This window comes from Shewanella algidipiscicola (assembly GCF_900380485.1).
Taxonomy (GTDB): Bacteria; Pseudomonadota; Gammaproteobacteria; order Enterobacterales; family Shewanellaceae; genus Shewanella; species Shewanella algidipiscicola.
Window position 1 is genome coordinate 209,151 of the sequence record NZ_OXJV01000012.1, and the last position, 23,809, is coordinate 232,959.

At 46.1% G+C, this 23,809-nt stretch carries 19 protein-coding genes and 5 tRNA genes; 17 read left to right on the forward strand and 7 right to left on the reverse strand.

Translation table 11 applies throughout. From position 1 onward, the window contains the following. Window positions 1–52 precede the first annotated feature (52 nt). On the forward strand, window positions 53–1,156 hold the full coding sequence (locus DN599_RS08375; RefSeq protein ID WP_239473282.1) for a PQQ-dependent sugar dehydrogenase: 1,104 nt from the start codon (window positions 53–55) through the stop codon (window positions 1,154–1,156). Then, complete coding sequence (parC, locus tag DN599_RS08380; RefSeq protein ID WP_110457169.1) at window positions 1,153–3,420, forward strand: DNA topoisomerase IV subunit A; 2,268 nt, start codon at window positions 1,153–1,155, stop codon at window positions 3,418–3,420. The genes DN599_RS08375 and parC overlap by 4 nt, the downstream gene beginning before the upstream one ends. A gap of 246 nt (window positions 3,421–3,666) precedes the next feature. On the opposite strand, the gene DN599_RS08385 is transcribed toward parC, so the two are convergent. The 7 genes from DN599_RS08385 to rsgA all read right to left on the reverse strand — a co-directional run bounded on the left by DN599_RS08385 (window position 3,667) and on the right by rsgA (window position 12,183). Continuing rightward, window positions 3,667–3,858 (reverse strand): bacterioferritin-associated ferredoxin, encoded by a 192-nt coding sequence (locus DN599_RS08385; RefSeq protein ID WP_110457170.1) that lies wholly within the window; start codon window positions 3,856–3,858, stop codon window positions 3,667–3,669. A 362-nt stretch (window positions 3,859–4,220) separates the two neighbouring features. Beyond that, window positions 4,221–5,147, reverse strand: a complete 927-nt coding sequence (locus DN599_RS08390) for a D-2-hydroxyacid dehydrogenase (protein WP_110457171.1) — start codon at window positions 5,145–5,147, stop codon at window positions 4,221–4,223. Window positions 5,148–5,242: 95 nt separating this feature from the next. Then, a complete protein-coding gene (locus DN599_RS08395) occupies window positions 5,243–5,980 on the reverse strand; it encodes a glycerophosphodiester phosphodiesterase (protein WP_110457172.1) in 738 nt (245 codons plus the stop codon). Continuing rightward, window positions 5,980–9,168: a mechanosensitive ion channel domain-containing protein gene (locus DN599_RS08400; RefSeq protein ID WP_110457173.1), complete on the reverse strand. Its 3,189-nt coding sequence runs from the start codon at window positions 9,166–9,168 to the stop codon at window positions 5,980–5,982. Before DN599_RS08400 ends, DN599_RS08395 begins: the two co-directional genes overlap by 1 nt. Before the next feature lie 142 nt (window positions 9,169–9,310). Then, window positions 9,311–10,213 (reverse strand): DMT family transporter, encoded by a 903-nt coding sequence (locus tag DN599_RS08405; protein WP_110457174.1) that lies wholly within the window; start codon window positions 10,211–10,213, stop codon window positions 9,311–9,313. A gap of 8 nt (window positions 10,214–10,221) precedes the next feature. Next, the gene (gene asd, locus DN599_RS08410) at window positions 10,222–11,082 is read right to left on the reverse strand and encodes an archaetidylserine decarboxylase (protein ID WP_110457175.1); all 861 of its coding nucleotides are present in this window, start codon (window positions 11,080–11,082) and stop codon (window positions 10,222–10,224) included. Between the two features lie 45 nt (window positions 11,083–11,127). Beyond that, window positions 11,128–12,183, reverse strand: a complete 1,056-nt coding sequence (rsgA, locus tag DN599_RS08415; RefSeq protein ID WP_110457176.1) for a small ribosomal subunit biogenesis GTPase RsgA — start codon at window positions 12,181–12,183, stop codon at window positions 11,128–11,130. 114 nt (window positions 12,184–12,297) lie between these two features. On the opposite strand from rsgA, the gene orn reads away from it, so the two are divergent. The 15 genes from orn (at window position 12,298) to hflK (ending at window position 23,808) form a co-directional block, all read left to right on the forward strand. Then, complete coding sequence (gene orn / locus DN599_RS08420) at window positions 12,298–12,843, forward strand: oligoribonuclease (RefSeq protein WP_110457177.1); 546 nt, start codon at window positions 12,298–12,300, stop codon at window positions 12,841–12,843. A 104-nt stretch (window positions 12,844–12,947) separates the two neighbouring features. Then, window positions 12,948–13,023: transfer RNA gene (locus DN599_RS08425), tRNA-Gly, on the forward strand. Window positions 13,024–13,070: 47 nt separating this feature from the next. After that, window positions 13,071–13,146, forward strand: a tRNA-Gly gene (locus tag DN599_RS08430). Between the two features lie 47 nt (window positions 13,147–13,193). Beyond that, a tRNA-Gly gene (locus DN599_RS08435) sits at window positions 13,194–13,269 on the forward strand. Window positions 13,270–13,278: 9 nt separating this feature from the next. Then, a tRNA-Gly gene (locus DN599_RS18635) sits at window positions 13,279–13,376 on the forward strand. 47 nt (window positions 13,377–13,423) lie between these two features. Continuing rightward, window positions 13,424–13,499 (forward strand) — tRNA-Gly (locus tag DN599_RS08440). Between the two features lie 441 nt (window positions 13,500–13,940). Beyond that, window positions 13,941–14,396 (forward strand): hypothetical protein, encoded by a 456-nt coding sequence (locus DN599_RS08445; protein ID WP_110457178.1) that lies wholly within the window; start codon window positions 13,941–13,943, stop codon window positions 14,394–14,396. Window positions 14,397–14,761: 365 nt separating this feature from the next. Then, the gene (locus DN599_RS08450; protein ID WP_110457179.1) at window positions 14,762–16,240 is read left to right on the forward strand and encodes an NAD(P)H-hydrate dehydratase; all 1,479 of its coding nucleotides are present in this window, start codon (window positions 14,762–14,764) and stop codon (window positions 16,238–16,240) included. A gap of 106 nt (window positions 16,241–16,346) precedes the next feature. Next, the gene (tsaE, locus tag DN599_RS08455; protein WP_110457180.1) at window positions 16,347–16,820 is read left to right on the forward strand and encodes a tRNA (adenosine(37)-N6)-threonylcarbamoyltransferase complex ATPase subunit type 1 TsaE; all 474 of its coding nucleotides are present in this window, start codon (window positions 16,347–16,349) and stop codon (window positions 16,818–16,820) included. Beyond that, window positions 16,807–18,129 (forward strand): N-acetylmuramoyl-L-alanine amidase, encoded by a 1,323-nt coding sequence (locus DN599_RS08460; protein WP_110457181.1) that lies wholly within the window; start codon window positions 16,807–16,809, stop codon window positions 18,127–18,129. The genes tsaE and DN599_RS08460 overlap by 14 nt, the downstream gene beginning before the upstream one ends. 11 nt (window positions 18,130–18,140) lie before the next feature. Continuing rightward, window positions 18,141–20,015 (forward strand): DNA mismatch repair endonuclease MutL, encoded by a 1,875-nt coding sequence (gene mutL, locus DN599_RS08465; RefSeq protein WP_110457182.1) that lies wholly within the window; start codon window positions 18,141–18,143, stop codon window positions 20,013–20,015. A 28-nt stretch (window positions 20,016–20,043) separates the two neighbouring features. Continuing rightward, on the forward strand, window positions 20,044–20,934 hold the full coding sequence (gene miaA, locus DN599_RS08470) for a tRNA (adenosine(37)-N6)-dimethylallyltransferase MiaA (RefSeq protein ID WP_420820862.1): 891 nt from the start codon (window positions 20,044–20,046) through the stop codon (window positions 20,932–20,934). Window positions 20,935–21,026: 92 nt separating this feature from the next. Beyond that, complete coding sequence (gene hfq / locus DN599_RS08475; protein WP_110457184.1) at window positions 21,027–21,305, forward strand: RNA chaperone Hfq; 279 nt, start codon at window positions 21,027–21,029, stop codon at window positions 21,303–21,305. Window positions 21,306–21,325: 20 nt separating this feature from the next. Beyond that, window positions 21,326–22,624 (forward strand): ribosome rescue GTPase HflX, encoded by a 1,299-nt coding sequence (gene hflX, locus DN599_RS08480; RefSeq protein ID WP_110457185.1) that lies wholly within the window; start codon window positions 21,326–21,328, stop codon window positions 22,622–22,624. A 41-nt stretch (window positions 22,625–22,665) separates the two neighbouring features. Next, window positions 22,666–23,808: an FtsH protease activity modulator HflK gene (hflK, locus tag DN599_RS08485; RefSeq protein ID WP_110457186.1), complete on the forward strand. Its 1,143-nt coding sequence runs from the start codon at window positions 22,666–22,668 to the stop codon at window positions 23,806–23,808. Window position 23,809: the final 1 nt, after the last annotated feature.

Below are 23,809 nucleotides of genomic sequence, written 5' to 3' on the forward strand. Positions count from 1 at the left end.
AAATAAAACGATAACTACTTTATCTTTTAAGCTGTTTATAGCTATGGTCGTCATGGTTATGGCAGCAGGAGCCAAGGCCGATCGGCAGTCGATTATGATCACCGTGGCTAAAGGTTTTGGGCTCTCATTATATGCCGCAGATCTGGGCGATGCTAAGCAGATGGCCTTAGGGGACAAGGGAACCTTATTCGTTGGCTCCTATAAGACGGGAGTTATTCATGCGCTAGTGGACAGTAATGCCGATGGTCGGGTCGATAAGCGCTATATTGTCGCCAAAGATCTGCATTACCCTGAGGCGATAGCTTTTCACGATGGCGATCTCTACGTAGCTGAAAGTTCGCGCATTATTCGCTATGTGGATGTTGAAAATCGCTTACGTCGCCCTAATCGCGGCAAAGAGGTGTATAACCGCTTACCGGGCAAAACTAACAAGAGCCACCGTGCGATGCGTTTTGGGCCAGATGGCCGCTTATACGTTGCCATTGGCGCACCCTGTAATGTGTGTGAAGCACCGGCGCCGTTTGGCAGTATTATTGCTATCGATGTTAACACCGGCAGTAGCCAGCAGGTGGCGACAGGCTTGCGTAATGTGACCGGTTTTGATTGGGCGCCAGATGATAATAAATTGTGGTTTGCCGATATCGGTCGCGATTGGATGGGTGACCGATTGCCCCCCGATGAGATTAATCGCGTCGATACCGTTGGTAGTCACTATGGCTTTCCCTATATTCATGCGACTGACGTGGAGGAACCTGCTTATGAGAAACCTAAAGGGTTAAAAGTGACCCCGCCAGTGTTTGAATTACCCGCTCATGTCGCGCCAATGGGATTGCAGTTTTATCGTGGTAAGCAGTTTCCGGCAAAATACCATGAGCAGATGTTTGTTGCCGAAAATGGCTCGTGGAACCGGTCGAGTAAAATTGGCTATCAGGTCACTATGCTGACGCTTGCGGGCGATGAGATAGTAGATCGACAAACCGTGGTGAGCTTTCTAGATGGTGAATTCCCGGTCGCTAGACCTTACGCTTTGCTGTCAGCTCCCGATGGGGCTATCTATATTTCTGATGATTTTAAAGGCAATGTTTATCGACTGTTTTATAAAGATAACGGCGTCAATGAGAGTGAACCGAGTGAACAACAGGATCCAAACCAATGAGTGATGCGATAGATTTGAGTCTCGATGGTGTCGAGCAGATGCCCCTGAGGCGTTTTACAGAGGAAGCGTATCTCAATTACTCTATGTACGTCATCATGGACCGTGCATTACCGCATATTGGCGATGGATTAAAGCCAGTGCAGCGGCGTATTATTTATGCCATGAGTGAGCTGGGCTTATCGGCGCAGTCTAAGCATAAAAAATCGGCTCGTACCGTCGGTGACGTATTGGGTAAATACCACCCTCATGGTGATAGCGCCTGTTATGAAGCCATGGTATTGATGGCTCAGCCATTCTCATATCGTTATCCGCTGGTTGACGGTCAAGGTAACTGGGGGGCACCCGATGATCCTAAATCGTTTGCCGCCATGCGTTATACCGAGGCGCGTTTATCGAAATTCTCTGAAGTGTTGCTCACCGAGCTGGGTCACGGCACTGTCGATTGGGGGGTTAACTTCGACGGCACCATGAAAGAGCCGCTGGTGTTACCAGCCCGTTTACCGCATATTTTACTTAACGGTATTACCGGGATAGCGGTGGGGATGGCGACGGATGTACCGCCCCATAACGCGCGTGAATTAGTCGATGCCTGTATCGAACTCTTGGATAACCCTAAGACCGAACTTGAACGCATTATGGAGTTGGTTCCGGGGCCTGATTATCCGACAGAAGCGGAAATTATCACGCCTAGAGCCGATATCGCTAAAATTTACAGTACTGGTCGTGGCTCGATTAAAGCGCGCGCCGTGTACACAATCGAAGCGGGTGAGATAGTGATCACCGCACTGCCACACCAAGCCAGTAGCGGTAAGATTTTAGAGCAGATAGCCGCGCAGATGCAGGCCAAGAAGCTGCCTATGGTCGCCGACTTACGTGATGAGTCAGATCATGAAAGTCCTGTACGTATGGTGGTTGTGCCTCGCTCTAATCGCGTCGATTGCGATCAACTTATGGCGCACTTATTTGCCACTACCGATCTGGAAAAGAACTTTAGGGTCAACTTAAACGTGTTGGGGCTCAACGGTCGTCCGCAGGTTAAAGGGCTTAAGCAGCTTCTTAGCGAGTGGTTAGAGTTTAGGATGAGCACCGTCAGACGGCGCCTAGAACACCGACTCGATAAGGTGCAGGCAAGATTACATATTCTTGATGCCTTGATGATCGCCTTCCTCAATATTGATGAAGTGATTGAGATCATCCGTTATCATGACGATGCCAAAACAGAGTTGATGTCGCGCTTTAGTTTGAGTGATGAGCAAGCCAATGCCATCCTCGATTTAAAACTGCGCCATTTAGCCAAATTAGAAGAAGTGAAGATTAAGGCGGAGCAGAGCGAACTCGAAGCCGAACGTGAAAAGCTCGAGCTGCTGCTTGGCTCAGAGCGTCGCATGAAAACCTTAATCAAAAAAGAGCTTAAGCAAGATGCAGAAACCTATGGCGACGCTCGTCGTTCACCACTGGTCGAACGTCAAGAGTCTAAAGCCTTAAGCGAGCAAGAGTTAGTCCCAGCCGAAGCGGTGACTGTGGTCTTATCGGAAAAAGGCTGGGTACGTTGTGCCAAGGGACATGATATCGACCCTACAACACTCTCTTATAAGGCGGGGGATGGTTTTCTCTGCGCCGCCTCAGGGCGCAGCAATAATGCCACCGTGTTTATTGGCAGTACTGGCAGGGCATTTGCCACCGATACCCACACCTTACCGTCGGCGCGTAGCCAGGGTGAGCCATTAACCACGCGCTTCCAATTGTCGCCAGGTGAAACCATTGAACATGCTTTGATGGGGGAAGATGGGCAATGTTTCTTGCTGGCTAGCGATGCCGGTTACGGTTTTATTGGTGACTACAAAGATATGGTGTCGCGTAATAAGGCGGGTAAAGCCCTATTAAGTTTGCCTGCGAATGCCAAAGTGCTGCAACCTAAACGGGTCGATAAGTCTCGTCGTGAGTCGATTTTAGCGATCACCAACGAAGGGCGGATGCTACTGTTTTCAGTAGATGCACTGCCACAACTGTCTAAAGGTAAAGGTAATAAAATCATCGGTATTCCGAGCGAGCGCGCAAAAAACCGTGAAGAACTACTGATGCACTTGCACGTAGTGCCTGAAGACACTGCCGTCACCTTGTGGGCGGGTAAGCGTAAGTTGACCTTAAAACCTAGCGATCTTGAGCATTATCGTGGTGAACGTGGCCGCCGTGGCGCTAAGTTACCGCGCGGTTTACAACGTGTCGATAAGGTGGAACTCGGTGCTGATGAGCCAGTACTTTAAGCCGTTTTAGGTTCTTAGTGCTTTAGGTCGCTTTAGGTCTTAGTCTAAGTGCTCTAAGTGCTCTAAGTCCTGAGTGAGATAGCAAATAGCGAGATAACAAAAAAAGCTGCTTTTAAGCAGCTTTTTTGTTGGTCATTTTTATGTCTAATTTTTATATCTAAGGATTTGCACCGTCGGCTAACTCCGGAGTTAGCTGACGGTATAAGCTTTGTTTGTGGGTCTGTCACAGTATGGCTGATGAGTCGATTAAGCCACTTCGTAGAAGTTAGGCGTAACATCTAATCTCGCTTGAATGATCTCGCTGGCCATGCGGGTACATTTACCGCATTGACTACCTACACCCAAGCGTTTTTTGAGATCGGCCAAAGAGGTATCTCCCTGATCAACAGCTTGTTTAATCTGAGTATCGGTAATGGCATGGCATAAACAAACGTACATACTATGGCTCTCTCTATAGTGATGCATGAAAGTGTAAATGAAAACGATTCTCAATACTAATAACTTTAAGTTATAGCTAGTATTTATGCTGTAAGGTTCAGCTATTAAAAAACCAGACGCGATGTTAGCGCGTTTTGATGGGCTGCTGGTTGGGCTTTGGCGCAAATATAATGGCTACAGGCGGATTTTTAATAGCAGATTGTTAATAACTGAGGCTGAGTCGCTATTCAATGTCGGGGCTATGGCTTAGGTGTTACGTGCGCCTTGCCAGCATTGAGCACTCGTCAATGCCGCTAAGCTTAGCTGCCTAACTGAGCTAGCTAATTGAGCGGTGAGGTGCACCGCTTAGTCTTACTTTTATATCAATAGCCGCGTTCAAAGTTGACTAAATGGCTGAGCGCTTGCCCCTTGATGAAGTGGTGATAGTTAGCGGCAAAGATTTCCACCACTTGTTCAGGTCGGCTTGGAGCCGCGATATGTGGGGTGATGGTAGCATTGCTTAATGACCATATGGGATGGTTGGCGGGTAACGGCTCTTGATTGAACACATCTAAAATCGCTTGTTGCTTGGGTCGCTGTAGTAGTTGTTGATATAGCGCATCGAGATCGAGTACATCACCTCGCCCAAGATTAAATAAAATGGCTTCATTTTTAATCATGCTGAGCATTTGGCTGTCTAAAATGCCTCGGGTATCTGGCGTGCTAGGCAGGATCGCGGCAATGGCATCGGCCTGGGCAATATGGCTGGGTAGATTGGCGAGGGTATCGACCTTATCGAATCCAGTCGTTGGTTTGGCACCGCGGTTAATTCCGGTTACCTGCATTCCGAAATGTTTGCCTGTGTGGGCAATATGCTTGGCAATATTGCCCGTGCCTAAGAGCAATAACTTTTGCCCTTGCAAGGTTTTAAAGCTGCTGGGGCGCCATATTTTATCCGCCTGTTGTGACTGATACTGTTTATGTTGACGTTGATGAGCCAGCAAGTAGCCAAATAGATATTCACTCATTAAAGGGCCAAATATTCCTTTAATGTTAGTGAGCTGGTAATCACGGCGTAGACGAGGTTTGACTAAGGGGTCGACACCCGCATAGGTTGATTGCATCCAAGTCAATTGCTGCGCGTGACCCACAAGTGGCGCCGCTAATGGGGGCTCTGCCAACCAAATATTCGCGCTGAGAATACTGCTAGGATCATCGTCTAGTAACGTCAGTTGTGGGAGATGACAGGAGTCGAGCAGTTGGCGATACTTTGGGTTGTCACTGGTCAGCAGCAGCAGTTTATGTTCCATGGCTAGTCCCCATTATCATTGGCGTTGTCGCGTTAATTAGGCGGTCATAGCGAGCATGCTTGGCCTGGTGGGTTAACTTGGCAAGCATAACTGAGTTATGTTACCTGAATGGATGAGTATAGTGTATGCGCTTTTCTGCTAAGCTGCTCGATAACTTGCTGACTAATATCAGGATAGTTACTAAAAATTCCATCAACGCCAAGTTTAGCTAAATAGGCGATATCTGCCGCATCATCGACGGTATAAACATAAACTTTAGCTCCGCGCTGATGGGCATCAATCACTATGTCTGAGGTGATAAAGCTCAAACTGAGGTGCAGTGAATAAGCCTGTAACTGGCTCACTAAGGCGGCATTATCAACAGGAATACCTTCAATGAGCGGCGCCACCAAGGCTTGAGGAAACTGCTGTTTAACGCTGGCAACAAAGTGGTGATTAAACGAAGATATCAATAGCTTATCGGCGCTAAAATTTAGTTTTGATAAGATGTTAGGGTACAAGCTTAAAAATGGCGTCAGTGAGTTCATTCCCTTGAGCTCAATATTAACGATACAGTCGAAGTGTTGCAGATAAGCCAGTATTTCCCACAAGGTGGGAATGGGCTCGGCACCGACGCGTACCGTGGCTAAATAGGCCTGGCTCACCTCTTCGATGAGCCCAGTGCCAGTGCTTATACCGTCGAGGCGTCTATCATGAAATACATACAGTTGGCCTTCGACATTGTGCACGTCAATTTCGATAGCCATGCTCCCAAGTTGCACAGCTTTTTTAATCGCGGCTAGGGTATTTTCTGGCGCATAACCGCTAGCCCCTCGATGAGCAAATACCTGCATTAGTTTCTAATCAACCCCTGAGTTTCTTTGCTTTGGCCACTGTTAATATGCACTTCAAGCTGCGGGTAAGCGAGTTCTAAATTGTTTTCTTTGAGTTTCTTATTTACTTGTTTATGTAGTTTGTGACGCAGTGGCCAGCGGGTATTCATGTCTTTAGCATAGGCACGAATTTCGTAATCTTGGGTGTGCTTACCAAAGCCTGCAAACCAGACTTCTGGCTCAGGAATCGTCAGTGCTTCATCGCACTCTTTAACGGCTTGATACAGTGCCGCTTCTACCCGGGCTGGATCTGAGTCTCGGGCGACCGACACGTAAACAATCACTCGAGTGATTGGGTCGGATAATGACCAGTTGATTAGCTGCTCGGTAATAAATGCTTTATTGGGCACAATGATCTCTTTGCGATCCCAATCGACAATGGTGGTGGCGCGGATCTGAATTTTACTGACAGTGCCAGTTAAGTCACGAATCGTGACCGTATCTCCAATCCTCACCGGTTTTTCGAACAAGATGATAAGGCCCGATATAAAGTTTGCGAAAATTTCTTGTAAGCCAAAACCCAGACCGACCGAGAGCGCTGCCACTAGCCACTGCAGTTTAGACCACTCCATTCCTAAGGTAGAAAAACCACTTAATACACCAAAAAATACGACTAAATAACGGCTTACAGTAGTAAGAGCGAAACCCGTACCTGGGGTTAAATCGAGCCGCTGAAGGATCATCAGTTCCAGTAGACCGGGTAAATTAGTGGCAATCATTAATGAAAAGCCAACAATAATTAGTCCCAGCAGTAACGATTTAAGCGTGATAGGCTGCTGCTGAGAGATGCCATCGATCACGGTCGAGCTGGTCCAGAGGGTGATACCATCCAAAAACGAGAAGATGGCGCTGTGGGTTTGAGTCCAGAGTCCAATTAAACTGATTAAGAAAGCAAGGGTCAATAATGAGCGCACCAAGCCTAATGATTGACTCGAGATGGTTTCAAGATCGACCACGGGCTCCTCGTAGGTGTCACCTTGTTCATTATTGGCGCTGTCGTCATCTTTTTCCCGTTGGGCCAATATTTCGGCGCGCTTGGCTTTTGCACGGTGAAAGGCGATGCGCCGGCGTTCAATCAACATCCAGCGTTTAATCAGTTGATAGAGCAACATAAAGCTCAACGACAAGATCAATGACAGTTGAAGTTGTAACAACATTTGGAAAGCGGTGAAGTAATATCCTCTAAACGCTAATATTGCACATGCGGGCGGCAGCAATAACAGCACGGCCCAGAGTGTTTTTTGCAGTAAACGTTTGTTTTTATCATCTTGATGGTAAAGACGTTGCTGCTTAGATAACTGTAAAATATCGATATAAAACCAAAATAGCATGATGGCGAACACAATAAAGGCACCGCGGCCTAAACTGTTACGGATCATCGACGTTTCTAACACTTCGGTAAAGCCGAGCACGCCAATAATAGGCATGGTCATTAATGTAAAAGTGCGTAGCCGTTGCTGCCCTGCATGAATAGTGTTGGCATCTCCTTTGAAATGACCAATTAATACCCCTTTTTCTAAGGCGAGTAGATCGGTGAATTGATATAACAGATACAGGGCGGCGATGGCTAAGATCCCCATGCCAACCGATGACACTAAGTTATGTTCTGAGTAATATAAAATCAGACCACTAAGTAGTAATGGCAAGGGTTTAATGGCGCTATAACAAATCGAAATAAAGAGGGCGGTTATAGTGTAGATAAACTTATCTTGGGTCACGTTGCCCACAAATGCCGCGTTGTGGGTCATGGCTTTATTAAAACTGGGTGTGACTAGATCCTGTAGCACTAGGCATAAGATGAATAAGATGATCCACCAAGACCACAGTGTGCTTTGCTCACTAAAGGAGTCGGTAATCTGATGCCAAGGAGCTTGTGTTAACAGCCATTGGCTACTCTGCAGCAGATCGCTAAACCAAAACCGGTCAATGCTATTGGCATTAGCAACCCAGAACAGATGTTCGTTAAGGGTTGTTTTTAGATTTTTATACTGCTGATTGAGTTGCTCATATATCACCCGCAGTTCGGCTAGCTCGCCAATATACAGGTCGTAGTTTTCCAGTAGTTGTTGCTGCAATTTATGTTGCGATTGCAAAAGCTTAGCTTGTAATGGTGTGTGCTCGCCTGTGCCAGTATTGAGGCTGGCATGCAGGGTAATATCTTGCTCTACTTGGTAGCGTTCAAGACGAGCATTGGCGATTTCATTGCTGATAATGTCTTGGTTTGGCGGTTTAGGTAGTGACGATAGAATGCGTAAAAAGCGCTCGCCAAACGCAGAGTTAAGTTTGACTAAGCCTATTTGCTGCTGAATATTACTCAACTGCTTGGCCTGCATCTGGTACTGGGTTTCAGCTTCTTCCTGTTTAGTGGCCACTTCACTCATCTGATAGGTGAGTTGCTGCAGTTGTTCGCCGTAGGCTTGGTTTTGTTCATTAAGCGCCAGCGCGAGAGCATCATCGGTTGTCGAGGTTTCAATTTGGCTGGCTGCGATGGTGGCAGCCGTGGTTTTATGGCGTTGCACTGAAATGGCCGCATTCAGTTTTTCTATTAGCTGTTCTTGCTGGATCAATTGGCGGCGCACTAAGGTTAACTGTTGTTGGGTGAGGGCGATCTGCTTTTGGCTGCTGGCGAGCTCTGATTCCAATGTTGACAGTGTCTGGCGGTAGAGCCGACTCTGAGCCTCGGTTATGTTAGTTTCGTGACTACTACTGGTGCGAGTGTGCTGGGCTAACGTGCTATTGGCCTGAGTAATAATGGTGGGCAGTTGATGCTGTCGTTTGATGAGTTCGTTAATTTGTTGCCCTAGGCTGGCTTCGATCTCTTTTAGCTCTGATAGGCGCAGATAGGCCATAGAGGCTTGTTGGCTTAAATCTTGTTGTGGTTGCCAACTTAAGGGTTTAGAAGCCTGCTCTATTTGTTTGCTGATATCATTTTTTTTGTTTTGATATTGATGCTGCAGCGCCTCGAAATTACTTTGCAGTTCACGCTGCTCAGTGATCTGCTGCTCAAGTAAGGCTAGTTGTTCTTCGGGGGTTTTTGTTGTGGTATTCGTGTTTTGGCCTATCCCTAAATGCTTGTTAAGCGATAGCGGCGAGTTAGCAGTGGCTGCAAAAGATAGAACGCATAGAAAAATGAGTAAAATACGAGACATAATCTGCTTTTAGTTGGCATTAATACATGGATAGACCGCTATATAGTACCAATATAGATTGAAAATGATATTGATGGATCGGTTAATTTGAACTGAATCGTGACAGGCCGCTTTGATCTGCTGTGTTCAGCAATGGCCTTGGTTATGCTGAGGTCATATTGGACTGTTTTTTCGCTCGCTGATTTTTATGGCTCTGTTGCGTTTCATAAATGGCTGTTATCACAACCAGCGCGCCGCCAATGATTGTATTTAGCGCTAACTCTTCACCCAGTAGCCATAACGCTAATAGCGCACCATATAAGGGTTGCAAGCAGGAAACTAAACTGACAGTTTTGGCACTAAGTTGGCGTAGTGCTGATGTAAATAACGCATGTGGCGCTGCGGTAAAGACCACGCCGAGTAGGATTATCAAGCCCCAAACGGACTGGTTAATGGTACTGATATTAACTTGGTGCCAAGGCATTAAAAACACAACAGCTACAGCGGTTTGATATAGCATAGCTTGGGCGCCGCTATACTCAGCAAAGTAACGCTTGTGGAGTATATTACGAGCGGTAAACAGCATGGCTGAGAGTATGCCCAAAATGATCCCCAAAGTAACATCGTTGCCGAGAGTGGCTTCGGGGATCAACAAACTGACGCCGCAGAGCACACTAATACCGCTTAGCAAATCGGCGCGTTTGAGGCGGCTTGCGTTAAACAGTGGCTCAACTAATACCGTCATCACTGGATAGGTAAAAAAGGCAATCATCCCTATGGCCACAGATGAGAGCTGCATAGAGGCGAAATAGGTGACCCAATGCAGGCTCACGATAACCCCAAGTCCAAGCGCAATAAGGTAATCTTTGTGGGCGTTAAGGCGAAGGCGGCAACCGCTGCTTTTAACAATAAGTGCCAAGATAAGGGCAGCAACAGCACAGCGCAGCACGGTAATGTCGAGGGCACTCAGTGGGATCAATTTAGAAAACAGTGCCGTCCCACCAAAGAGTAAGACGGCAATATGCAGTTCGATTAACCCGTGATGGCTGCTAGTGTTGGGCTTCAATGTCGCAGTTAGTCTATTTTGGCAAAGGCTTGACCCATGCGCGTTACTGCTTTGGGTTTAACACCGTCGGCAAACTCTTCAATGGCATCTTTAGCAAATAACATCACCACTGTACTGCCTAGCTTAAAGCGACCCATTTCCTCACCCTTATCTAAGGTTAAGGCTTCCGGCCCTTCGGTTGGGTAGTCCCAGGTGAAGACTTTTTTACCCGTTGGCGGGGTGACAGTGCCAGCCCAGACCGTTTCGATGCTGGCGACAATCGTTGCGCCAACAAGCACCATGGCAATAGGACCAATTTCGGTTTCAAATATCGCTACGACGCGCTCGTTTAGAGCAAATAACCCCGGTACGTTTTCAGCCGTTAGCGGATTGACCGAAAACAGTTCGCCAGGGACATAGGTCATCTTAGATAAGGTGCCTTTTATTGGCATATGAATGCGGTGGTAATCTTTAGGCGCTAGATAGATGGTGGCAAAATCGCCCCCTTCAAAGCGCTTAGCATCATCGACTTGATCGCCCAATAAGGCTAAAGCAGAGTAGTCATGGCCTTTAGCCTGAAAGATGCGTCCCGATTTGATAGATCCACATTGACTGACGGCGCCGTCGACAGGATGGACGATATAGTCGTCATCATCACATAAAGGGCGGATCCCCGGTTTTAATGCGCGGGTAAAAAATGCGTTAAAGCTGGCGTAAGCCTCTGGTTCACTTTGGGCGGCTTCGCTCATATCAATTTTGTACTGCTTGATGAACCACTTAATGACGCTAGTGGTGACCATACCTAGCTCTGCTGCCGCCAACTTGCCTACTAGGCGTGAGAGAAGGTGTTTTGGCATCATGTATTGCAAGGCAATTTTCAGTTTGTCCACGTTAGTTATCCTTAAAATCCAATATGGCTATGTTGCTGTCTGTTGTTAGTCGCTGTCATTTCTAAAATGACGAGCATGGCGCTGCTCATCGAGGCTGTCTATGATGCGATGATAGTTGTTGTACCTATCTTCGAATATTTTGCCTTCGTTAAACGCAGCGGTAATGGCACAACCTGGATCGTTTTTATGTTTACAATCCCTAAACTTACAGGTGCCAATATAGTCTCTAAATTCGATAAAACACCAGCCGACACGCTCAGGAGGTAGATGCCACAAAGCGAATTCGCGCACGCCAGGGGAGTCCACTAGGTCACCGCCGCTGGGGAAGTGTAGTAATTTAGCCGTGGTGGTGGTGTGTTGACCTAGGCCTGAGTTTTCAGACACATCGCCAGTGAGTAATTCAGCGTCGGGTAATAACGCATTGATTAATGATGATTTACCAACGCCTGATTGGCCGACAAATACACTCACTTTATCTTTAAGCAGCGCTTTTATCGTGTCGACCCCTTCGCCTTCGATGCTGCTGACTTTATACACAGGGTAACCAATTTCTTGGTAGCGACGTAAAGCCGCCTCAACTTGAGGGGCTTCCTCTTCACTGAGTAGGTCAATTTTATTGAGGATAATGACTGGGGCTATACCAGTGTCTTCAGCGGCCACGAGGTAACGGTCGATAATTTGGGTGGTAAAACTCGGTACTACCGATGAGACAATCAATATTTGGTCAATATTGGCGGCAATAATTTTGATGCCATCGTACATGTCAGGTCGAGACAATGACGAATGCCTTGGGTGCACCGCTTCGACAACGCCGGCTATGGTCGCTGTGGTTTCAACGGCAAGGCGGACAATCACTTTATCGCCAGTGACTAAACTTTGAATATTTCTGCGTATGTTACAGCGGACTAATTGGCCATCTTCGGTTTCGATATCAGCATGTTGACCAAAACGAGAGATGACGGTGCCGAGTAACTCGGGCCCAAGTGAACTATCTTGTAGTTCTGGAGCGGCGTCACCCGCCTCTTTGCGTTGCAAACGTTTTTCGTGGTTAGCACGCATGCGGCGGCGCTGGCCTTGACTTAAAGGTTTCTTTTTACTCACAGTGTAATCATCGTCAAAATAAGGTTATTTTGTGTTGTCTAAAGAAAGCAGTATGATACACGGTCTTAAACAAAAAAGCCTGAATTTAGGCAAACGTAATAATAAGGCAGAGACATGGCTGCAGATGAAAGTAATCTGATTTGGGTTGATCTAGAGATGACAGGGTTAGAACCTAGTGTCGATAGAATCATTGAGATAGCGACTATTGTGACAGATAAGGAGCTAAATATTCTGGCAGAGGGCCCTGTGATTGCGATCAATCAGTCAGATGAAGTGTTGGCAGGCATGGATGATTGGAACCAGAAACATCATGGTGAGTCTGGCTTAATTGAACGGGTTAAAGCAAGCCGCATTAATGAAGCGCAAGCAATTGAACAAACGATTGCATTTTTAGCGTTACATGTACCCAAAGGTGTATCACCTATGTGCGGCAATAGTATTGGTCAAGATAGACGCTTTTTGAACCGTTATATGCCAACACTTGAGGATTACTTTCATTATCGTAATATTGATGTGAGTACGGTAAAAGAGTTGGTTCGTCGTTGGAAGCCTGAAGTAATGGACGGCTTTACTAAGCGTGGTACCCATCAAGCATTGGTCGATATTCAAGAATCTATTGCTGAATTGCAGTTTTATCGTGATAAAGTATTTAAAATTTAATCAATCAGTATAAATTTTTAAAGCAAGGGGTTGCAGCGGGGCGAAATTCTCCTATAATGCGGCCTCAACTTTCAGCTAGCAGCTCACGTTAGCAGAATTGAAATGCGACATTAGCTCAGTTGGTAGAGCGATACCTTGCCAAGGTATAGGTCATCGGTTCGAACCCGATATGTCGCTCCAAATTACAATCTACAGCATCACCAAATGCTATAGATAAAAAGATTTATGCGACATTAGCTCAGTTGGTAGAGCGATACCTTGCCAAGGTATAGGTCATCGGTTCGAACCCGATATGTCGCTCCAAATTACAATCTACAGCATCACCAAATGCTATAGATGCAAAGATTTATGCGACATTAGCTCAGTTGGTAGAGCGATACCTTGCCAAGGTATAGGTCATCGGTTCGAACCCGATATGTCGCTCCAAATTTGATTGCGACATTAGCTCAGCTGACTCTTTTTTAGAGCAAAAGGGCGATACCTTACCAAGGTATAGTCATCGGTATCCATTTCGAACCCGATATGTCGCTCCAAATTACAATCTACAACATTACCGAATGTTATAGATGCAAAGATTTATGCGACATTAGCTCAGTTGGTAGAGCGATACCTTGCCAAGGTATAGGTCATCGGTTCGAACCCGATATGTCGCTCCAATCTCCCTCAGGTTTTATTATCCCCTTAAACTCAAGTTAGATAAATTACTGATTTATAGAGTAAGGCGTGCTTCTAACACGACATGTCGTTCCAATTTCCCTATTTTTGATTATCTCATCTTAAGCGATATGAGTTCTGCTGATTCTATTATTTAGGTAAGAGGGATACCATATAAAGGTTAAACGTCATTGGTATCTATTTCTAACCTCATCTATCGCCTCAATTGTGCATTGTTTGTTGTGGTTGCTTTTTAAACGTCTTGCATAAGTTCAATTTTAACTTGGGTGATTTGTGCCCCATTTCTTTAACGAAACCTAATATAAAGATGATTGAACTGTGTAAACTATGACCTTGTTCAAAAAAATATCCGCAAAATACTTCATAATAAAATCGAGTCAATATTATCGCCTAGTCAAATGGCTTGGATTGGAGAGGGTAAGATGAGATTTCAGCAGCTTAATGAACAATTGGAATATGTCTCTAAGTGTCGCTTAGAAATGGCTCGATTATATGGGCGTTTGCACAGTGCGGTTGATTCATCACGCGTCAAGTTGATGCTTGAGTATTTACAACAGCATGAAAAAGAGATGTCACAGAAGATAGATGACTATATCGAAGAGGCCCCCTCTAAATTATTAGAACTTTGGTACAACGATATTGTGTTTGAAGATTTTATCAAACGTTGTCAAGATATCGTTCCTAAAGCCAATATGAACGAAGAAGATCTATTGGAATTACATTTAGATCTAGATAATCGTTTGATTGGACTGCTGCAGAAAACGGCCGAATCATCCGTTCCCGGCGATGTGAAAAATGCGATGAGCGAGTTGGTACGAGTAAAGAAAATTCAACAGCAGCGTTTAGTGCATAGTTGTATTCGTATGGATGATATTTAAATTCTATCGTAAACTCGGTAGTTTAATAGGCTAAAGCTACCGAGTTATTTGTTGCTAGGGCTAAGCCCATCATCTGGTGTTATTGCCATTGGCTTGAAGCACGAGCACCGTTCTCATTCTGGCGCGCTTCCCCTCTGCTTTATTGTTCAAGGTCACCACATCGTTTAACTCCCGCCCTACTAACGTTTACTTAAATTTCAGACTTAAGCCTTACTATCTAGCTCATTTTTTTTGTGCAAGATCAAACTTATCTCAATAATTACAGTAACCCGTGAATCTAATGACCAATATGTTATCTAACATCGAATATGCTAAGCCTTAGCTAGCGCATAGGATGTTTTATTAACGTATTTAGGAGTCTCCCCATGTTGTTTTGTGATGCACAGCTACCACAAACATTATATTCGACTCAAATGGTGAGAGAGGCTGAGGCCCATTTTATCCATTCAGGCGACATATCTTTATTAGGGTTAATCGATCGCGCAGGGCAGGCGACCTTTGCATTACTGCAACAGCAAAATAAGTTAACTAGCCATATTTTGGTGTTAGCTGGATACGGCAATAATGGGGCTGATGCTTATATCTGTGCCACGCTTTTGCTTGAGGCTGGCTGCCAAGTTAAGCTGTATGCTTTAGAGCGAGAACCTATTGGTGAAGGCGTGAGCTATGCCAAAGCCGTATTTTTGGCAGCAGGTGGTCACCTAGAGCAGGATTGGCAGCAAGCATTATTAGCGGCAGATGTGGTGATAGATGGCTTACTCGGCACTGGCTTTCACGGTGAGCTCAATGAGACGTTTACGACCATCATTACCGCCGTTAATCAGCAGCCTTCTTGGGTGTTGTCTATAGATGTACCTTCGGGCATTAATGCCGATACAGGAGCTGGGCAACTGGCGATTAAAGCCGATGTGACATTGACCATGGGAGCGGTAAAGCAGGGGCTTGTTACGGGTAAGGCCCGAGATTGCGTCGGTTACTTATGGTTTGCCGATATTGGATTAACCCCATACCTTCCCGCGTCTACCGTCATTAATATTGCGCACCGAGTCACCGATTTAGGCATGCCCACTCGCGCTAAAAACAGCCATAAAGGCTCTTGTGGTAAGGTCACTGTGATCGGGGGGGATATTGGTATGGCGGGCGCGCCAAGGCTTGCCGGAGAAAGCTGTTTACGCGCCGGAGCAGGTCTCGTGGCTGTGGTTTCTAGGCCGCAGCACCTCCCTATTATCAATGCTGGGCGACCAGAGCTGATGTTTTGGGGCTGTGAATTGGTTGATATGGAGGTATATCAACGCTTAGGGTGGGCCGATGTATTGCTAATTGGACCTGGACTTGGCAAGCACGATTGGGGATACAATTTACTCAAGGCCACCGGATTGAGTGACAAGCCCTGTGTCATGGATGCAGATGCCCTTAATTTACTGGCACTTGAGCCTAATAAGCAGCGACATTGGGTGTTGACGCCCCATAGCGGCGAAGCGGCAAGATTACTGGGGATAAGTATTGCAGACGTTGAACAAGATCGCTTTGCAGCGGTTTATGCTCTACAGGCCAAGTATGGTGGTGTTGTGGTATTGAAAGGTGCGGGCACACTTATTTACGATGGTACTCGTTGTCATGTCGCCCCAGTGGGTAATCCTGGATTAGCTAGCGGTGGCAGTGGTGATGTATTAGGGGGCATTATTGCGGCGTTTATGGCGCAAGGGATGTCCAATATGGATGCTGCCAGTGCTGGTGTTGTAGTGCATGGCGTCGCCGCTGACATGGCTGCTGAAGAGGGAGAGCGTGGCATGTTGGCTTGCGATCTGTTTCCGCATATTCGGACACTAGTGGACAAGATTTAAAGCCGTCAGATTAAAAACAGCTAATGTTTGTTTAGATAGAATTCAGTTTGGGTTAAAGTATCTGGTTATAATCAGTTTGCCCAATTTAGGTTACAACGAATACACCATGACGCCAGTGACAGTTTATCTTGAAAATGAGTTTGATACCGTGAGCTTAGGGCAGCAGTTAGCTCAAGCGATCAGGCCTCCGCTAACCATCTATTTGAGTGGTGAATTAGGCGCTGGAAAAACGACATTTAGCCGTGGTTTGATCCAAAGTTTAGGCCATCAGGGAGCAGTTAAAAGCCCTACCTATACTTTAGTTGAACCCTATGAACTGAATGGTATTGATGTCTATCACTTTGATCTATATAGGCTCAGTGATCCTGAAGAGTTAGAGTTTATGGGGATTAGAGACTATTTTGCCGATAACAGTTTATGCATTGTGGAGTGGCCCGATAAAGGGGCGGGTATTTTACCTGAAGCCGATCTGCTTATCGATATAAAATACCTTGATCAAGGGCGAGAGGTCACCTTAAGGGCAAATAAGCCTGCAGGACAGTTACTGATAGATAGCTTACATAATAATGATAACAACTGACTCGATTATCAAGCGCGTGTTGCTACTGTTACTGCTGTGTGTTCCAGCAGCAATAGCTCACAGCGCAAACAGGTTAGATGGTGTGCGAATTTGGGCCGCGCCAGAATCGACGCGGGTGGTATTTGACCTGCGTCAGCCGCCGCAGTACAGCCACTTTACCCTGACGAATCCTTATCGACTGGTGGTCGACCTGAGTGGCACTTCCACCGCAATGGATCTGAGTAAAATTGAGAATAATAGTAAGCTGGTCAAAAAGGTGCGCATTAGTAAGCCGCCGAAAAAAGGCACGCTCAGACTCGTTATCGATTTAGTTAAGCCTGTAAAAGCGAATTTATTTGCTTTAACTCCTACAGCGCCATACGGCAATCGTTTGGTTGTCGATCTCGATGGCGGTGGGCCGGATAAACCGGTAGTAAAAGCACAATCTGTTCCTGAATTAAGGGATGTGATTGTCGCGATTGATGCAGGCCATGGCGGAGATGATCCTGGCTCTATAGGCCCTAAGGGCACCTATGAGAAAAAAGTGGTGTTGCAGATTGCAAAAAAAGTCGAAGCGAAAATTAACGCCACCCCAGGTATGAAGGCGGTCATGACCCGCTCTGGAGACTATTTTGTTAATCTCAATAAGCGCTCTGAAATTGCACGCACCAGTAAAGCCGATCTATTAGTGTCAATCCATGCCGATGCATTTACCTCGCCTCAGCCACAAGGTGCCTCGGTTTGGGTGTTGTCGATGCGACGGGCTAACAGTGAGATCGGTCGTTGGCTGGAGCAAAAAGAGAAGCACTCTGAGCTGCTCGGCGGTGCAGGTGAAATAATTCAAAGTGCCGATAATGAACAGTATCTTGCCATGACATTACTCGACATGTCGATGGATCGATCTATGGCTATTAGTCATAATATCGCTGGTGATGTATTACTCAATTTAGGCAAGGTCACTAAATTACATAAGCACCAGCCAGAAGCGGCCAGTTTCGCGGTATTAAAGTCCCCCGATATTCCCTCTATTTTGGTTGAAACAGGCTTTATCTCTAACCATAAAGAGGAGCGTTTACTGACACAGCGCGAGCATCAAAACAATATTGCCAATGCGGTACATAAGGGCATATTACGCTATTTTGAAACCAATCCGCCTGCTAATACCCTTCTGGCTAATCGCAGCACCTTGAGTCATAAGGTCGAAAAAGGTGAGTCGTTGTCGGTTATCGCTCATCGTTATCAGGTATCTGTTAGCAGTATCAAAAAAGCCAATAATCTTAAATCAAACACAGTTCGTATAGGCCAGAAACTGGTCATTCCCCGCGCTTAATAGGAGTCAAAATGACCATTAAAATTTTGCCTCCTCAGTTGGCTAACCAGATTGCCGCTGGTGAGGTTGTTGAGCGTCCTGCATCGGTTATCAAAGAGTTGGTAGAAAACAGCCTAGATGCTGGCGCCACTAAAGTTGATATCGAAATCGATAAGGGGGGCAGTAAGCTAATTAAGATTCAAGACAATGGCTCTGGGATCGAAAAAGATCAACTTGGCTTGGCGCTATCGCGTCATGCGACCTCTAAATTGGCTTCTTTAGATGATCTCGATGCAATTTTAAGCTTTGGTTTTCGTGGTGAAGCGCTGGCCAGTATTAGTTCGGTATCACGTTTAACCTTCACCTCGCGCACCGCCAGCCAAACCGAGGCGTGGCAAGCATATGCTGAAGGCTCTGAAATGGCGGTAACCGTGATCCCCGCCGCGCATCCTGTGGGTTCTACGGTAGAAGCGGTCGATCTGTTTTTTAATACCCCCGCTCGTCGTCGTTTTCTGAAAAGCGATAAAACGGAGTTTACTCATATTGATGAGTGGCTTAAACGGATTGCTTTAGTGCGGCGCGATATCCATTTTACCCTTAAGCATAATGGTAAAATGGTGCGAAATTATCGCGCAGCGAATACTCAAAACCAGTATCTACAGCGTTTAGCACAGGTGAGCGGTAAACAATTTGCCGAGCATGCGTTGGCGGTTGATTGCGAGCATAACGGGTTAAAGCTCAGTGGTTATATCCAGTCGCCGTATTTTGACGCGAGCTCAAGTGATACTCAGTATTTTTATGTAAATGGTCGATTAGTGCGCGATAGGTTGGTTAATCATGCGGTGAGACAAGCGTTTGCTGAGCAGCTGCAAGGCGTTCAGGTTGGCTATGTGTTGATGCTTGAACTTGACCCGCATCAAGTAGATGTCAATGTGCATCCAGCAAAGCATGAAGTGCGTTTTCATGAAAGTCGCTATGTACATGATTTTATTTTACAAGCACTCCAATCGGCTCTGTCACAGGCTGAACAACTACCGTTGAACGCTCATCAGCCTGGGGGCGATGAGGCTCCAATGGATCACGCTGAAGCGCCATTAGTGCAATCAACGCCTGCTGCAAACCGTCCATCGTCGCCTTTTGCTGGGCACTATAGCGCACCTTTGTCTGTAACCCCTCCCGCTAGCGAACGCCATGTGCATGAACGAGTTGCTTCGGCCTATGGTCAAAGGGGATCAGGCTATAGCCAGTCTTCAGGGGCAGAGCACCGCTCAAGCCGCTCAGATCGTTATCAAGCAGCAGATTTACCTTCGCAGGCGGCCATTGATAATTATGTGCAGTTGCTTGCAACCCCGAATGTAAACAGGCCCACAGCAGCACCCTCATCACCTATGCCTTTGGTTTTAGCGGGGCAATACTGGGTAATAACACAAGACGATGCACTCAAGTTATTGGCGTTTACAACCGTCGCAGAGGCGGTGCTGCGTCAACAGATAGAGCACAAGCTTGCATCAGGACTCGTGGGGCAACCACTATTGATGCCGGTGTCGATAAAGGCAGACAATGACTGGCTTGAAACTCTTGAACAACGAGAGCAACTTATCAGAAAGCTGGGCATCGAATTAACTATTCGATTGGGGCAGTTGATTATCAAAAAAGTGCCCCCATATCTAAGGCAAAGCCAATTAGCGAATGTTATCGCAGATTTTTTACAGTGGATTCGTTTTGAAGAGCCAGCCGATGAGGCCATTGTGAATTGGTTAGTTAGCCATGGCCGAGAACATTTTACATCGGCACCAGCACTTTGGACTGAGTTCAGTCAGTTGCCTGAGCCGCAACAGCAACAAATAATATCGAAAGCCAAGGTGTTACCTTGGCAACTGTGGTTAAGTGAGCAAACGAGTGAATAGCAATAATAAGCCGACAATTTTAACCCTAATGGGACCAACGGCGTCCGGCAAAACGGCGTTAGCTATTGAGCTGGTAGAGCGTCACCAGTGTGAAATAATCTCGGTTGATTCAGCGCTTATCTATCGTGAAATGGATATCGGCACGGCTAAGCCCAGTGTTGAAGAGCAGCGCCGTGCACCACATCGATTGATTGATATTCGTGACCCTAGTGAAAGTTATTCTGCCGCTGATTTTCGTCGTGATGCGCTTAACGAAATTGAACGTATTTTAGCTGCTGGCAAAACCCCGTTATTAGTGGGTGGAACCATGCTCTATTTTAAAGCCTTGCTTGAGGGGTTATCTCCTCTTCCTACTGCAAACAGTGAGATCAGGGCCGAGATAGCCCGAGAGGCTGAAACCCTAGGCTGGCAAGCATTACATCAGCAGTTACAGCAGATCGATCCTGTGTCGGCGCAGCGTATTCATCCTAATGATCCGCAGCGTTTATCGCGAGCATTAGAGGTGTTTCGTATTAGCGGTAAAAGTTTAACCGAATTAACGGCGGTTAAATCTGCTGCATTACCATACTCTGTTGTGCAATTTGGTATATCGCCAAGCGATCGGAAAGTGTTACATTCTGCTATTGCTGCACGATTTGACACTATGTTAAAGCAAGGATTTATAGAAGAAGTGCAAGCACTCAAGGCGCGTGGTGATTTGCATTTAGAGCTACCTTCTATGCGATGTGTTGGGTATCGCCAAGTATGGCAATACCTCGATGGTGATTACGACTATGATACTATGGTTGAAAAATCCGTCGCGGCGACTAGGCAATTGGCAAAGCGTCAATTAACATGGTTACGTGGCTGGGCCGATTTAAATTGGCTGGAGAGCGGTGATGATGCAAATATAGGTCGACTAATACAATATTGTCGCTAGCTAATTCATTCACTCTATATAATACTAAAACCAAACCCAAAGTTGATGCAGCATTAGGTTTTATTTAATTTTAATAAAAAGGAAATTATATAATGGCAAAGGGGCAATCTTTACAAGACCCATTTTTGAACGCATTACGTCGTGAACGCGTTCCGGTATCTATCTACCTAGTTAACGGTATCAAGCTTCAAGGACAAGTTGAATCATTCGATCAGTTTGTTATTTTATTGAAGAACACTGTCAGCCAGATGGTATATAAGCACGCAATTTCTACAGTTGTGCCAGCGCGCCCATTTAATGTGAGCAACCATCACAACACCCCAAATCAAGCGAGCAGTTACAACGCACCTACAGATGAAAGTGCTGAGTAATTTCTTGAGGAGTTTGTTTTTTGTTTGATCGCTATGAAGCGGGAGACGCAGCCGTTCTTGTTCACATCGATTTTGCCGATGAAAGCAGTAGAGAAGATATTACTGAACTTCGTTTATTAGTCGAGTCGGCAGGAGCAAAAACCGTTGGTGTGATAACGGGAAGTCGTCGCTCTCCAGATCGTAAATTTTTTGTTGGTTCAGGTAAAGCGGAAGAGTTAGCAGCGTTAGTTGCTGCCACTGACGCGAGTGTGGTTATTTTTAATCACCCATTGAGTCCGGCTCAAGAGCGAAACCTTGAGTTGGTTTGTCAGTGTCGTGTATTAGATCGCACAACACTGATCCTCGATATTTTTGCCCAACGAGCACGTACGTATGAAGGTAAATTACAGGTGGAGCTAGCGCAATTGCGCCACATGTCGACGCGCCTAATACGTGGTTGGACCCATCTTGAGAGGCAAAAAGGCGGGATTGGTCTACGTGGTCCGGGTGAAACCCAGCTTGAAACGGACAGACGTTTGTTGCGTGGGCGTATCAAAACCATTAATAAGCGTTTGGAAAAAGTCGATAAGCAGCGTGAGCAGAGTCGACGAGCTCGTCAGCGCAGTGAATTAGCCACCGTGTCTTTGGTTGGTTACACTAACGCTGGTAAGTCAACATTATTTAATGCGCTTACTGTGTCAGATGTTTATGCGGCAGACCAATTGTTTGCCACGCTCGATCCGACCTTAAGAAAGTTAGAGTTAACAGACGGGCCGGTTATTTTAGCCGATACCGTTGGTTTTATTCGGCACCTTCCGCATGATCTTGTGGCCGCCTTTAAGGCGACATTACAGGAGACGCGTGAAGCCGATCTGTTACTGCATATCGTCGATTGTTCTGATGACAATATGGGTGATAACTTTGAGCAAGTGCAATTGGTGCTTAAAGAGATTGGTGCTGATGATATTCCACAATTGGTTGTCTGTAACAAGATAGACCTGTTGGAAGATGTGGGCCCTAAGATCGATTACGATAGCGAAGGGGTACCTACGCGTGTGTGGGTTTCGGCTCAACAACGCAAAGGCTTGGAATTACTCGAGGAGGCGATCAACAAAATTGTGGGTCGTGCTGTTTTAGAGTTTACCTTGCAAATCCCAGCGACGGCTGGGCATTATCTTGGTCAGTTTTATCGACTGGATGTGATACAGCAGAAAGAGTATGACGATCTGGGGAACTGTATCTTATCTGTACGTTTATTAGAAGCCGATTGGCATCGATTAACAAAGCAGAGCCAAGGGGAATTGGAAACTTTTATTGTTGAAACAACAGCAGTAGAGTAGTTTTTAGTAATCTCGTTTATTTCATACCTATGGAGTGCTAAATGGCTTGGAACGAGCCCGGTAACAAGGGTCAAGATCCTTGGGGAAATAAAAATGGCAATGACAAAGGGCCACCAGATCTCGACGAAGTGTTTAAGAATATCTCTAAACGCTTTGGCGGCAAAGGTAATGGTTCTGGCGGTGGATTCAGTGCATTAGGATTCGTTATTGTTTTAGGTATCGCCGTGGTGGTGTGGGGACTTTCGGGTTTCTATACCGTCAAAGAAGCTGAAAAAGGGGTTGCGTTACGCTTTGGTAAATATATCGGTGAAGTGGAGCCTGGTTTACAGTGGAAAGCGACCTTCATCGATGAAGTGTTTCCGGTAAACGTGAGTAACGTTCGCTCGATCCCTGCATCTGGCAGCATGCTGACTGCAGATGAAAACGTGGTGTTGGTTGAGCTTGATGTGCAATACATTGTAGTCGATGCTTATCGCTATATGTTTAGCGCTGTCGATGCGAACTCTAGCTTGCGTGAAGCGACCGATAGTGCTTTGCGCTATGTCGTGGGTCACAATCGCATGGATGACATCTTGACCACTGGGCGTGATCAAATTCGCCGTGACACTTGGGATGAAGTGAATCGTATTATCGAGCCTTATAATTTGGGTATAGAGATCCGAGATGTTAACTTCTTGCCAGCGCGTCCACCAGAAGAGGTGAAAGATGCCTTTGATGATGCTATTGCAGCGCAAGAGGATGAGCAACGTTTTATCCGTGAAGCAGAGGCGTATTCGCGTGAGATTGAGCCTAAAGCTCGTGGTACCGTACAACGTATGGAACAGCAAGCTAACGCTTACAAGGAACGTGAAATTCTAGAAGCGCGTGGTAAAGTGGCACGCTTTGAAAAATTACTTCCAGAGTATCAAGCTTCTCCAGATGTGACTCGTAATCGTCTTTATATCGATGCAATGTCTAAGGTTTACTCAGGTGCTAACAAAGTATTGGTCGATGCGAAAAGCAGCGGCAATATGATGTATCTACCATTGGATAAACTGATGGACCAAAGCAAGACATCTAAGCAACCTCAAGCGGCTGCGCAAGGCTCATCTAATGAGTCTGCTAACAGTGTAGTGAATAGTGTAGGTATGCCACTCGACGGGCGTCCTTCTCGTAGCGACCGTACTCGCCAGGGGAGAAACTAAT

Bases quoted from the DNA above. Each gene is read 5' to 3' on its own strand.
- DN599_RS08375 (WP_239473282.1), top strand. From the start codon at position 53: ATGGTTATGGCAGCAGGAGCCAAGGCCGATCGGCAGTCGATTATGATC.
- parC (WP_110457169.1), top strand. From the start codon at position 1,153: ATGAGTGATGCGATAGATTTGAGTCTCGATGGTGTCGAGCAGATGCCC.
- DN599_RS08385 (WP_110457170.1), bottom strand. From the start codon at position 3,858: ATGTACGTTTGTTTATGCCATGCCATTACCGATACTCAGATTAAACAA.
- DN599_RS08390 (WP_110457171.1), bottom strand. From the start codon at position 5,147: ATGGAACATAAACTGCTGCTGCTGACCAGTGACAACCCAAAGTATCGC.
- DN599_RS08395 (WP_110457172.1), bottom strand. From the start codon at position 5,980: ATGCAGGTATTTGCTCATCGAGGGGCTAGCGGTTATGCGCCAGAAAAT.
- DN599_RS08400 (WP_110457173.1), bottom strand. From the start codon at position 9,168: ATGTCTCGTATTTTACTCATTTTTCTATGCGTTCTATCTTTTGCAGCC.
- orn (WP_110457177.1), top strand. From the start codon at position 12,298: ATGGCTGCAGATGAAAGTAATCTGATTTGGGTTGATCTAGAGATGACA.
- DN599_RS08445 (WP_110457178.1), top strand. From the start codon at position 13,941: ATGAGATTTCAGCAGCTTAATGAACAATTGGAATATGTCTCTAAGTGT.
- DN599_RS08450 (WP_110457179.1), top strand. From the start codon at position 14,762: ATGTTGTTTTGTGATGCACAGCTACCACAAACATTATATTCGACTCAA.
- tsaE (WP_110457180.1), top strand. From the start codon at position 16,347: ATGACGCCAGTGACAGTTTATCTTGAAAATGAGTTTGATACCGTGAGC.
- DN599_RS08460 (WP_110457181.1), top strand. From the start codon at position 16,807: ATGATAACAACTGACTCGATTATCAAGCGCGTGTTGCTACTGTTACTG.
- mutL (WP_110457182.1), top strand. From the start codon at position 18,141: ATGACCATTAAAATTTTGCCTCCTCAGTTGGCTAACCAGATTGCCGCT.
- miaA (WP_420820862.1), top strand. From the start codon at position 20,044: ATGGGACCAACGGCGTCCGGCAAAACGGCGTTAGCTATTGAGCTGGTA.
- hfq (WP_110457184.1), top strand. From the start codon at position 21,027: ATGGCAAAGGGGCAATCTTTACAAGACCCATTTTTGAACGCATTACGT.
- hflK (WP_110457186.1), top strand. From the start codon at position 22,666: ATGGCTTGGAACGAGCCCGGTAACAAGGGTCAAGATCCTTGGGGAAAT.